The 12,257-nt window shown below is 47.2% G+C and carries 10 protein-coding genes; 1 reads left to right on the top strand and 9 read right to left on the bottom strand.

What is annotated here, in order from left to right; genetic code table 11:
- Positions 1-107: 107 nt before the first annotated feature.
- The 6 genes from GVY04_12950 to GVY04_12925 form a co-directional block, all read right to left on the bottom strand.
- Positions 108-497, bottom strand: a complete 390-nt coding sequence (locus GVY04_12950) for a hypothetical protein (protein ID NBD17008.1) — start codon at positions 495-497, stop codon at positions 108-110.
- 286 nt (positions 498-783) lie between these two features.
- Complete coding sequence (gene katG, locus GVY04_12945; GenBank protein ID NBD17007.1) at positions 784-2,946, bottom strand: catalase/peroxidase HPI; 2,163 nt, start codon at positions 2,944-2,946, stop codon at positions 784-786.
- 330 nt (positions 2,947-3,276) lie between these two features.
- Positions 3,277-3,432, bottom strand: a complete 156-nt coding sequence (locus GVY04_12940) for a hypothetical protein (protein NBD17006.1) — start codon at positions 3,430-3,432, stop codon at positions 3,277-3,279.
- A complete protein-coding gene (locus GVY04_12935) occupies positions 3,429-4,859 on the bottom strand; it encodes a deoxyribodipyrimidine photolyase (protein NBD17005.1) in 1,431 nt (476 codons plus the stop codon). Before GVY04_12935 ends, GVY04_12940 begins: the two co-directional genes overlap by 4 nt.
- A gap of 92 nt (positions 4,860-4,951) precedes the next feature.
- Positions 4,952-6,169 carry a molybdopterin molybdenumtransferase MoeA gene (locus GVY04_12930; GenBank protein NBD17004.1) on the bottom strand — a complete coding sequence of 406 codons (1,218 nt, stop codon included), beginning with the start codon at positions 6,167-6,169 and terminating at the stop codon, positions 4,952-4,954.
- A gap of 114 nt (positions 6,170-6,283) precedes the next feature.
- Positions 6,284-7,444: an IscS subfamily cysteine desulfurase gene (locus tag GVY04_12925; protein NBD17003.1), complete on the bottom strand. Its 1,161-nt coding sequence runs from the start codon at positions 7,442-7,444 to the stop codon at positions 6,284-6,286.
- 286 nt (positions 7,445-7,730) lie between these two features.
- Here GVY04_12925 and gap point away from each other — a divergent pair, with 286 nt between their 5' ends.
- Positions 7,731-8,726, top strand: coding sequence for a type I glyceraldehyde-3-phosphate dehydrogenase (gap, locus tag GVY04_12920; GenBank protein ID NBD17002.1), 996 nt, complete (start codon positions 7,731-7,733; stop codon positions 8,724-8,726).
- Positions 8,727-8,803: 77 nt separating this feature from the next.
- Here gap and GVY04_12915 read toward each other — a convergent pair whose 3' ends face one another.
- From GVY04_12915 to GVY04_12905, 3 genes are all read right to left on the bottom strand, one after another.
- Positions 8,804-9,802: a zinc-binding alcohol dehydrogenase family protein gene (locus GVY04_12915; protein NBD17001.1), complete on the bottom strand. Its 999-nt coding sequence runs from the start codon at positions 9,800-9,802 to the stop codon at positions 8,804-8,806.
- Positions 9,803-9,985: 183 nt separating this feature from the next.
- Complete coding sequence (locus GVY04_12910; GenBank protein ID NBD17000.1) at positions 9,986-11,545, bottom strand: NAD(P)-binding protein; 1,560 nt, start codon at positions 11,543-11,545, stop codon at positions 9,986-9,988.
- A gap of 363 nt (positions 11,546-11,908) precedes the next feature.
- On the bottom strand, positions 11,909-12,257 hold a 349-nt coding region (locus tag GVY04_12905), incomplete at its 5' end, for a 4-(cytidine 5'-diphospho)-2-C-methyl-D-erythritol kinase (protein ID NBD16999.1).

Raw genomic sequence — 12,257 nt, 5'->3', positions numbered from 1 at the left:
TAAGGTGTTCCTGAGCCTGTCGAAGGATGTCCTGTCGGACTTTTATTTGTTTGGTGACGATTCATCCCCCACTAATCTGACGCTATAGTGGGGGTCTTCTCGTCACATTAAGATAAAGCTTGAATATCTAAGGGATGTCCATAAACCCCCATCCGTCGATCAATAGTAAATGAGCCGTCAGGTACGAGCATGGTGGGCAACATTTCAAAGCGGGCGGTGAGATAAAGGTCTAAAATGAGACGGATTGCGTTTTGAAACTCGGGTTGCTGGACAAGCCTACAATCATCAGTGGCTTTGACATAAGCCGGTAAGATAAACAGCCACCAAAAACAGGAATCGACCGGGGCAACTCGCGCGATCGCGAGCAATTGCTCGATGATTCCCACTTCATGCCTGATGAACCGTCCAGTCCGGTTCGTAAAGAACTCAGGGCAAGCAGCGATTGCCGATCGCAGAGCCCTTCGGGCGATGGCTTTGCCGGTTCCCATAGGGAACATCGCGCATCGCAAAAATGCCCCATCTGCGTTTCGGTTGCCTCTTCCGGTTGAATCGCTTGGAATTGAACCGGATCCGAATTAATCCCTGCATCCACAAAGATCACGCACTCTACTTCGGCAATCGTCGCAGCCAGTTCAGGGGTCAGTTGATGGCTAACGCGCGATCGCGTCTTAGAAAATCCTAATTTTTCAGCTTCTGTGGCAACTTTTAAGCCTCAGTCTGGTCACAGCTACATACATGTCCCTACACTGTGATGATAAGCAGCGCGGGGATTCGTATTAAGAGTTAGGCCAGATCAAAGCGGTCAGCATTCATCACCTTTGTCCATGCTGCCACGAAGTCCTGCACAAACTTTTCTTTGTTGTCATCCTGCGCATAGACTTCAGCATAGGAACGCAGGATGGAGTTGGAGCCGAAGACAAGATCGACTCGTGTCGCCGTCCACTTGACTTGATCGGTCTCGCGATCGCGGATTTCATACAGGTTATTACCAGCAGGCTTCCATGTATAATTCATGTCCGTCAGATTCACGAAGAAGTCGTTGGTCAATATCCCTTCTTGCTCAGTGAACACACCGTGCTTGCTGCCACCATAGTTAGTCCCTAAAACACGCATCCCGCCAAGCAGCACCGTCATTTCAGGAGCCGTCAACCCCATCAGTTGCGTGCGATCAAGCATTAGCTCTTCAGGGCTGACGGCGTAGTCTTTCTTGAGCCAGTTCCGGTAGCCATCATGGACCGGTTCCAGCACGGCAAAGGATTCGGGATCGGTCATTTCGTCCGTTGCATCGCCACGACCAGGGGAAAAGGAAACGGTAATGTCAAAGCCAGCCGCTTTAGCCGCCTGCTCAATACCGACATTACCCGCGAGGACGATGACATCCGCGACGCTAGCACTGGTATCTGCTGCGATGCCTTCGAGTACGGCTAGCACTTTGCCCAGACGTGCTGGTTCGTTGCCGTCCCAATCTTTCTGCGGAGCTAAGCGAATCCGTGCTCCGTTTGCCCCTCCACGCTTATCCGACCCCCGGAAGGTTCTGGCGCTATCCCAGGCAGTACATACCATGTCGCTGATGCTCAGACCGCTGGCAGCAATTCTCTCCTTCACCGCTTGAACATCATAATTAGTATTCCCGGCGGGAATCGGATCCTGCCAGAGTAGGTCTTCTTGCGGCACATCCGGGCCGATGTAACGAGTCTTTGGCCCCATATCCCGGTGGGTCAGTTTGAACCAGGCCCGCGCAAAGACTTCAGCAAAGTACTCGGGGTCATGGTAGAAGCGCTCGGAGATCTTCCGGTATTCAGGGTCCATCTTCATCGCCATGTCAGCATCAGTCATGATTGGGTTATGGCGGATCGTGGGGTCTTCGACATCAACGGGCTTGTCTTCTTCCTTGATGTTGATCGGTTCCCACTGCCAGGCATCGGCAGGACTTTTCTTTAATTCCCAATCGTAATTGAGGAGCAGTTGGAAATAGCCGTTGTCCCATCGGGTGGGATAGGTCGTCCAGGCACCTTCAATGCCGCTGGTCACGGTGTTACGACCAACACCGCGGCTGGTCTTATTGTTCCAGCCCAAGCCCTGCTCTTCGAGAGCGGCGGCTTCGGGTTCTGCGCCAAGCAAGGCAGCATCGCCGTTACCGTGGCATTTACCCACCGTGTGACCACCAGCGGTCAGGGCGACGGTTTCTTCGTCATTCATGGCCATCCGGGCAAAGGTGACACGCACATCATGCGCCGTCTTGAGTGGGTCGGGATTGCCGTCCACGCCTTCGGGGTTGACATAGATCAGACCCATCATCACGGCAGCCAGCGGATTTTCGAGATCCCGCTCGCCGTAATAGCGGCTATGGGGATTGTCGCTGGGGGCAAGCCATTCCTTCTCCGAACCCCAGTAAATATCCTTTTCGGGATGCCAGATATCTTCCCGTCCAAAGGCAAAACCGAAGGTCTTTAGACCCAGGGATTCATAGGCAATAGTACCCGCGTAGGCAATTAAATCGGCCCAACTGAGCTTGTTGCCGTATTTCTGTTTGATGGGCCAAAGCAAACGGCGCGCCTTGTCCAGGTTGGTGTTATCCGGCCAGGAGTTGATGGGCGCAAAACGCTGATTACCTGTCCCCGCACCGCCACGACCATCAGCGATCCGGTAGGTCCCTGCTGCGTGCCAAGTCATGCGGATCATTAGCCCGCCATAGTGGCCCCAGTCTGCTGGCCACCAGCCCTGGCTGTCCGTCATTAGTGCGTGCAGGTCTTTCTTGAGCGCATCATAATCAAGTTTCTTGACCTCTTCCCGATAGTTGAAGTCCGCTCTCATCGGATTGGTCTTGTGATCGTGCTGATGCAGGATATCGAGGTTGAGTGCCTTGGGCCACCATTCAGTATTGGAGATGCTATTTTTCGTAATCGCGCCGTGCATCACCGGACATTTGCCACTGGTAGTTGTAATATTGTTATTCATTTTCAGTAATAATATGATATGCAGAACTTTTTCGTTGATTGTCCCCAGATAGCAAGAAACTTTCTGGATCACATACTGATTAATAAGACGATCCAGAAATCTTCTGAAATATATTTCAGGGAACAACCCCTCAAAAACTTCCTTTCCTTCTCAGTTAAATAATTGATAGGATTGATACTTTTAATCTAAACGGTAACCAGCGTAAACGGGTCAAATGTTACAAAATTCTAAAAAGAGTCTTAGGAATAAAGATTAAATAAGCTCCAGAATTATCACCACTGGGGTACAACCGTATAATTTTATTGATTTAAATAATCGTTAAATTACGATCTCCATCATTTTCTTAAACTCCTTTGTCACTTTCTGACCGGTGTGATAAACTTTCTTAAAAGTGGGAGCAAAGACCTGTAAGCCTTGGTTGGTCTTAGCTTTTGCGATCAACTCCTCAACGACTTCAAGACTCTCAAAAATCACTGTTCTTTTTGTTGCTGATAAAGCTGTTTGAAGGTTCGTTGTTTTTGTTTGTGATCGACAATTGGTTGAGAATACCCCAAACTTTCCCGTTCAATTGGAGTAATCTTTCCGGTGAGTAAATCTCCTGTTTCAAGGGAATTTAATTCCGGTAGCCAATAGCGAATATATTCCCCATCCGGATCAAATTTTTGCGCTTGGGAAGCAGGGTTAAAAATGCGTAAGGGTTTGGGATCCATACCACTGGAGGCACTCCATTGCCAGCCGCCGTTATTCGCAGCTAAGTCGCCATCAAAGAGGGTTTGCATAAAATATTGTTCTCCCCATTGCCAATTAATGATTAAATCTTTGGTGAGGAAGCTGGCAACAATCATCCGACAGCGATTGTGCATCCAGCCGGTTGTATTGAGTTGGCGCATCGCGGCATCCACAATCGGATAGCCGGTTTTCCCCTCACACCACGCTTGGAAATGTTCAGGGTTATTATCCCAGGGGAAGTTCTTAAATTGGTTGCGATAAGGTCCGTCTGCTAGTTCGGGAAAAAAATAAAGGGCGTGTTGGTAAAATTCTCGCCAGGCGAGTTCCTGTCGCCAAGCATTAATATTCTCTCTGGCTTCATCGCTACGAGCATCTTCCCAGATTGTTTCTGTGGCTTGCCACACTTCTCGAATACCGATCGCGCCAAATTTCAGAGCAGCACTAAGCATTGATGTGCCTTCAATTGCGGGATAATTACGATTTTGATCGTAATCTAAGATGGCGCGATCACAAAACTGTTCCAATCTTTCTCTGGCAGACGTTTCTCCAGGCGGAAGGGGAAGTTCATTATCCCAAGTAAAGCCTAAATTTCTGAGGGTTGGCAGGGCAATTACCTCTACAGTTGCTGTTTTTGCCTGTTTTGAGTCAGTTAAGCCAGTTAATTGTCGAATTTGACCAACAGGTTCGGCTTTGGCTTGTTTTTGCCAATTTTTCCAGAAGGGGGTATAAACTCTATAGGGATCTTCGCCTTGGGTAAGAATCTCGCCGGGGGCGTGGAGGAGTTGGTCCCAAAAGGTTTGAACCGAAATACCTTTTGTCTCTAGTGCTGATTGTACTGCGCGATCGCGCTTTCTCCCGTAAGGCTCAACATCATTATTCCAGAAGACAGCCGTTGCATTTAAAGTGGTTGCTAATTCAGGAATTGCGGTTACTGGATCAGCGTGTAAAATTAGTAATTCACTTCCTGCTTTTTGATAGCGAGTTTGCAATTCTTTTAAACAGCCGAGAAGATATTTAATGCGGGCTGGGGCAACTTGCTTAGACTGTAACAGTTGTGGATCAAAACAAAAAATACCAACAACGTTTTGAGAATGTTTTTGGGCTTGATGAAGTCCAAGATTATCATCAAGGCGGAGGTCACGGCGATGCCAAAATAGAATTAAATTAGTCATTAGTTATGAGTCGTTAGTCATTGGTCATTAGTCATTAGTCATTAGTCATTAGTCATTAGTCATTAGTCATTGGTCATTGGTCATTGATCAAACTAGGAAATTAACATGACTTCTACTATTTCTTGTGCGGAAATCAATTTTGTTCCGATGGGAAGAACGGCTAAAGCATTGGTTTGAGCAAGATTAATTAAGTTTCCAGAACTATAACTTCCCCCTGCAACTTGAAATTGATAGTCTCCTGCAATGGCTTCAACTTGTCCCCATAAATAAGTTTCTCGTTTGCCATTGGCTCGGAGTTCTTGTTGTGTTTTTGCCTTGACAAAAGTCGGCGTTAAATGATTCGTTTGTCCACTCAGTTTTTTAATTGCCGGAGCGACAAATCGCCAGAATGTTACCAGTGCTGAAACCGGATTTCCCGGTAACCCAAAGTAATAACAGTTGGGGAAAGTGGCAAACGTTAATGGTTTTCCCGGTTTAATCGCAACCGAATTAATGTGAATGGTTCCCCCTAATTCCGTTAAAATTTGCTCAATATAATCATAGTCACCAACAGAAACGCCGCCGGTAGAAATGACTAAATCAGAAGCAGCAATGGCTTGCGCGATCGCGCTTTTGATTAACTCTGGATCATCCCGAATAATGCCCAATGGAATCGGAACAGTCCCTTGCACTTTCACCAACTCCTTTAAAGCAGATTGATTAGAGTCCACCAACTGTCCTCGCTGTAATTTTTCTTCTGGAGTAATTAACTCATTGCCTGTGGAAAAAAGACTCACTCGCGGGGGACAATACACCGCTATTTCTTGACATTGCATGGCTGCTAAAATAGCAATTTCTGGCGCGCCAATGGGAATTCCTGAGGGTAATAAGGGCTGTTGTGCTTGATAGAAACTTCCTTTTTGGCGAACAAACTGTCCTGGTGTTGCTGCAGAAAAGATTTGTACTTGCTTGCCTTGCTGTTGCGTATCTTCTTGCATGACAATGGTATCGGCACCCAACGGTAAAATACCGCCAGTAAAAATCCGCGCGGCTTCTCCGCTTTGCAACTCGTGACGCGGCGGAACCCCAGCCGGGATTTCTTCGACAATATCGAGAGTAACGGGTTGGTCAGGACTCGCTTGGGAGAGATCGCGCGATCGCGCTGCATATCCATCCATTGCTGAATTATCCTCATGAGGATAGTCCAACGCACTCCGAATTGGAGTCGCCAGAATTCTCCCAGCTACTGCGTCTAAACTCACCGGTTCTGCTGCCGTGAGGGGGTTTACTTGCTCTAAAATTAGGTTTTCTGCCTCTGGGACCGATAACATCAAATTCTGCTTTGATTTACTGCTTGTTCGACCATTGTGACCTAATGTTTTGATGTTAACTTAAGCCATTGCTTTTAAGAGACTGCAACTGAAGTTTGTTGATCAAGCTGAAAGTTACGCCTTTGCATTCCGTAAAGATTCAATCGTACTAATGGTATGCGCGATCGCGCGATCCATGTCTTCACGGGTGGTAAAACGCCCCAGACCAAACCGAATTGAAGCGTTAGCAAGAGATTGATTCCTGCCGAGGGCAGTGATGACATGGGAAGGGGCAGTGGATTGGGAAGAACAGGCGGAACCGGAAGAAACGGCCATCACTGGCTGTAAGCCTAAAATAAGCGCCGTTCCATCGACTCCGGCGACGCTAATGTTCAAGTTTCCGGGGAGGCGTTGAGTGGGATGACCGTTAAGATAAACTCCTTCCAGTTGCGATAATTCTTGCCAAGCGCGATCGCGCAATTTGGCTTGTCGTTCTCCTTCGGCTTCCATTGTCGCTAAACCCAGTTCCACTGCTTTACCAAAGCCAACAATCTGCGGCGGATAGAGCGTTCCAGAACGGAAATTCCGTTCTTGTCCGCCCCCTTGCATTTGTGAGGCTAAACGGACTTTCGGCTGGCGACGACGGACATAGAGTGCCCCAATTCCTTTTGGACCGTAGACTTTATGGGCCGTTAAGGACATTAAATCGATGTTCATTGCTTCCACATCTAGAGGAATTTTACCAATTGCCTGTGCGGCATCGGTATGAAACAGGACTTCTTTTTCCCGACAAATTTGACCAATTTCTGCTAAGGGTTGTAAAACACCTATTTCGTTGTTCGCAGCCATCACGGAAACCAAAATCGTATCTTCGCGAATCGTTTGCTTTAATGTGGCTAAGTCAATCAGTCCATCTTCTCTCACGGGGAGGAAGGTCACCTCAAACCCCAAGCTTTCTAAATACTGACATGGATCAAGCACGGCACGATGTTCTGTGGCAACGGTAATAATATGTTGCCCTTGACTGAAATAAGCTTCGGCAACCCCTTTAATCGCTAAATTATTCGCTTCTGTTGCGCCACTGGTAAAAATAATTTCCTCGGGTGATGCCTGAATCCCGGCAGCAATGGTTTCTCTGGCTTGTTTGACCCCTGCTTCTGCTGCCCAACCATAAGCATGAGAAACACTAGCGGGATTGCCAAAATGCTCGGTGAAATAGGGCAGCATCGCCTCTAACACTTGCGGATCAACCGGTGTTGTGGCGTGACAGTCAAGATAAATTGGGCGTTGCATAATCAATTTTGGGTTAGCAGTCATCTTTTTTTAATTGTTGCGTAATTTAATTAACACAGTCAGATTAGTTTTATAGCGTAATAAAAATCACTTATTTTTATTTTTCTGAGAGAAAAGCGGGATCAGTTTTAAAACTTTCCTAAAGCCGATTGATGCGTGTTAGAGGACCTGATTTCAAGACTGACGGGCATAATTTGGCTTTATTGGCGACAGTTTGTCTTCAAAGTGGGGTATATACTGACTAAGCAAAATTGAGCGAAAATACCCATGAGCTGGAGGATGGTATACCATGGTACGAGTTGCAATTAATGGCTTTGGCAGAATTGGACGGGCGTTTATGCGCATTGCGCACCCTTACCCAAATGTAGAGGTGGTCGCAATTAATGATATTGCAATTGCCAGTGATCAAGCGGCGTATATGTTGAAATATGATTCGGTTTATCGTCGTTATCCCGGTAAGGTTGGCTGCAATGAGCAAGGCTTAGTGATTGATGACAAAAATATTCCGATTTTGGCAGAAAAAGACCCTGCTGCTTTGCCTTGGAAAGATATGGGCATTGATGTCGTGATTGAATCAACTGGCGTTTTCCGTAGTGCCGAGAAGGCTGGTCTTCATGTCAGTGCGGGTGCAAAACGGGTGATTATTAGTGCCCCGGCAAAAGGGGGAGATGTACCGACAGTGGTTCATGGCGTAAATGATGAGACGATTGATCCTGAGCGCGATCGCGTTATTTCTGCGGCTTCTTGCACGACCAATTGCCTAGCTCCCATTGCTTCCATTTTAGACAAAGAATTTGGTATCGAAAAAGGTTGGATGACTACGGTTCACGCTTACACGGCCGATCAACGGGTGGTCGATATGGCTCATAATAGCTGGACGCGAGGACGCACGGCTGCTCAAAATATTGTTCCCACCAGTACCGGGGCAGCAGTAGCAGTGGGGCTTGTCTTACCGCAACTCAAAGGGAAACTGGATGGCATTGCTTTGCGAGTGCCCACACCAACGGGATCAGTCGTCGATCTCAACGCGGTGCTGGGAACAGCCGTTGCTGCTGAGGATATCAATGCCGCGTTCAACAAGTACGCGGAAGGAGAAATGAAAGACATTTTGGCAACCAGCGAATGGCCCTTAGTTTCTTCCGATTGTGTCCAAGATCCCCATTCCTCGATTGTTGATCTCAGTTCAACTAAAGTGATGGATGGGAATTTTGTGAAAATTCTCGCTTATTACGACAATGAGTGGGGATATAGCAATCGTCTGGTTGATTTAGCAGCGGCGATGTAACGTCCATTTATAAGGATCAGTTGGGGCGGACGGTGTTCGCCCTGAAACGCAATTGAATTGACTACAGAGACTACCGCTTAATCTTTTTCATCGGGCATGACTAAAACCGCTGCACCGTTAATTTCACCCACTTGTAAGGCATGAAGGGCTTCATTGGCGGCAGCTAAAGGAAAGGCGGTTACTTTGGTGCGAATGGGGATGAGCGGGGCTAACGCCAAAAATTCTTCCCCATCTTGTCGGGTGAGATTGGCAACGGAACGGACAACCCGTTCTTCCCACAAAATCCGATAAGGAAAACTGGGAATATCACTCATATGAATGCCAGCACAAACCACAATTCCTCCTTTTGTTAATGCTTTGAGAGCGGCAGGAACCAGTTGACCCACTGGCGCAAAAATGATCGCCGCATCTAAGAGGTCTGGTGGCGTTTCATCTGATCCCCCTGCCCAAACGGCACCCAACTCACGAGCAAACGCTTGTCCTTTGGTGTCTCCGGGGCGAGTAAAGGCATAAACTTGGCGTTGCTGATAGTTCGCAACCTGAATCAAGATATGGGCAGCGGCACCAAAGCCGTAAAAGCCAATTTTTTGGGCCTCTTCTGTCATGCGATAAGAACGATAGCCAATTAGTCCCGCACAGAGTAAAGGGGCAGCTTGTAAATTAGGAAATCCTTTGGGGATAGCAAAGCAAAATTGTTCATCAGCGACCGCATATTCAGCATAACCGCCATTGAGATCGTAACCGGTAAATAAGGCGCGATCGCACAAGTTTTCTCGTCCCGCCAGACAATAACGACAGCAGCCGCAGGTCTGACCCAGCCATGGGACACCCACCCGCATTCCGACCGAAAATTGACTCGCTTCCCGACCCGTTTCGACCACTGTCCCCACAATCTGATGACCCAAGATCAGAGGCAGCTTGGGGTCAGGCAGTTCCCCATCGACAATATGCAAATCCGTGCGACAGACACCACAAACTTGGACCTTGAGTAGAACTTGTTTCGGTTCCGGTTTAGGCACAGCGAGTTCAGCCTCCCGTAAGGGTTGACCCACTTTTTCTAAAGTCATCGCACGCATCGCACTCACCCCCAAAGGTATAATGGTTTTCTTGACCGCGGCTGGGCGGTCAGCACAGGCAAGGGGTCGTCGCCGGAACCAAGTTCCAGCGCTTGTGAACCCCGCACCGGACTCAAAGTCCAGTGTACCGCTGACCAACGGTCGCAGCAGGCGCCTTCTGTTGAAGAAGGTGTAATCTGCAACCTAGGAACTGCTAGTTACCAGTTCAGGTTGTTGCTGCCGAACCGATTCTCCTGTGAGTAATTCCACGACATCCATACCATTGTTAATGACGCCTGGCACACTAGGATAGCCAGCACTCGCTCCTACCAGGAAAAGATTAGGCAATTCAGTCTTATACCCGAGACGATTTAAACCAATCTGTTGCGGAATCAGATTAGCACCGTACATATTACCTTGAGGTTGTCCAAGATAGTATTCGCTGGTCGTCGGTGTCCCAAAGACTTTCATGCGAATATATTGATCAATATCAGGCACCAAGTCCCTGACGCTAGCCATGACTTCTTTATACGTTTCTCGTTTTTTGGCTTTGTAAGCTTTTAAATCGGTTGCGTGAAGTTCTTGAAAGGGTTTGTAGGGACAAACGGTAGCAATTTCTAAAACATGATGACTGTCTGGTGCCATACCCGGTTCGCGGGATTTCAAAGTTGGACAGGATAGAAAGAGCCAAGGGTGTTCTAAATTGCCTTGCAGTTGCTGTTGATAGGCTTGGTTGAGATCGCTATTCGGATAATACCAAATATTCCAGTTGCCAATTCCATAGCGATGCGGATCAAATCGACTATCCAAACCCAGATAAATATTAAATGCACTTGCGGAGTATTCATAGCCAGTCAGGCGCTGATATTCTTGTCGGCTAATCGCCTTAGGATCATGCATCAGTTCCACGGTTAATTTGGGGTCGAGGTCGCTAATATAGGCAATATCAGCTTGATAGGTTTCTTCCCCGGCGGTGATACTTTTCACCTGATGATTTTCCACTTCGATATGCTGTACAGCGGTGGAATACTGTACAATTCCCCCGCCCTCAGTAATGGCAGAGACAATGGTATCGACTAAATCTTTGAAGTGATGCTGAGGATAGTAGGCTCCTTCTGCATAGTCAAAAACCAACGAGGCATGAGTAAGAAGGGCAATTTTTGAGGGGGGTAAACCATAGTCTCCACTTTGACCGGCTAATAAGGCTTGGAGTTTCGGGGATAGTCCAATACGGTCATAAAGGTTTTGTAATGTCCAGTTCCGTCTGGTGAATAAATGCCAATATTTCGGTAACGATAGCCAATCAGACCAGTCGAGATTAAACCACTGCAGCCCTTCGTTATTTAATCGTTGTATATCTTGATGTAGTTGTTTAATTTCATCACAGTAAAGATTGATTCCCCGGGCTTCTTCAGGAAAATGAGCGATGAGTCGATCGCGGAATTTTTCCCAATTCAAAGGAATCCGAAAATCAACTTCCGGTGTAATCACGCGATCAATGCAATCTGAATCAAGAGAATTAAAGGAAACGTGACGATTGATATAGTTAAGAAATTGTTGGACCGTTTGCCCTTCGCCACATTGATAGATATAGTGAACATCGGCACAGAAGCGATACTCCCCATAATCAAAGGTATGACAACATCCCCCAGGAAGGTAATGTTGCTCTAACACAGCGACCTGATAGCCTTGGCGGGTGAGACAAGCTGCTGCGGATAATCCGCCTAAGCCAGCGCCTAAAATGACATAATCATAGTTTTTCATGTTCTCCTCCTGTTCAGTTCTGAGACTCATGCTAGTTTCGATCAACGTTTTACGATCGCTCCTGTCAACCAGAAGCATCCTTTTCTTTGATCTCCCGCCACTAGAGCAAAACAACGGCTTGGTGCAACCTACCTTTGGGGAATTACTGAGATGGGCTTAAGTTGCGGTTCATTTGGGAGTGAGACAGGTTTAATTGCTCTGGAGGCGGATCATTTCTTTCCTTTGTTTCTATCTTAAAATTGATTGCGTTTAATTATTAAAAACGTGCTAATTTCTGTAAACTTTGTTACAAAATATGTCATTATTTCGGTGGAATTGAGAGCCAGAAAAATCTCTCAGCTTGTGCAATTCAGCAAGCAGATTTTACTTAATTTGTATGCCGTGACCGGTTAACTCGGTAATCCAAAATTCGAGGGTGGCATCCTTCAATTTTGACTTCACTGCCTTGACAATATTGTCTGCAACGGCATTAGGAGAACATAAGGCAAAGACGGTGGGACCACTTCCTGACATCATGGCCCCCAAAACTTCATTTTCTTCCTGAAACGCGGCTTTCAAAGCTTCTACTTGCGGATAAGCCGGGAACACCACCTTCTCTAAATCGTTATAGAGAAGTTGCCCAATTTTAGGGTAATTTTGTTGCGCGATCGCGCTCACCAAGTTAGCCGAATGCGCCTGTTTTCTTCCCGCTTCCACCTGTTCTGGCTGTTGC

Source organism: Cyanobacteria bacterium GSL.Bin1, from assembly GCA_009909085.1.
Taxonomy (GTDB): Bacteria; Cyanobacteriota; Cyanobacteriia; order Cyanobacteriales; family Rubidibacteraceae; genus Halothece.
This window is presented reverse-complemented; position numbering and strand designations above follow the sequence as displayed.

Coding starts and splice junctions, on each gene's coding strand:
- GVY04_12950 (NBD17008.1), bottom strand. CDS start 497: ATGTTCCCTATGGGAACCGGCAAAGCCATCGCCCGAAGGGCTCTGCGA.
- GVY04_12935 (NBD17005.1), bottom strand. CDS start 4,859: ATGACTAATTTAATTCTATTTTGGCATCGCCGTGACCTCCGCCTTGAT.
- GVY04_12930 (NBD17004.1), bottom strand. CDS start 6,169: ATGTTATCGGTCCCAGAGGCAGAAAACCTAATTTTAGAGCAAGTAAAC.
- gap (NBD17002.1), top strand. CDS start 7,731: ATGGTACGAGTTGCAATTAATGGCTTTGGCAGAATTGGACGGGCGTTT.
- GVY04_12915 (NBD17001.1), bottom strand. CDS start 9,802: ATGCGTGCGATGACTTTAGAAAAAGTGGGTCAACCCTTACGGGAGGCT.
- GVY04_12910 (NBD17000.1), bottom strand. CDS start 11,545: ATGAAAAACTATGATTATGTCATTTTAGGCGCTGGCTTAGGCGGATTA.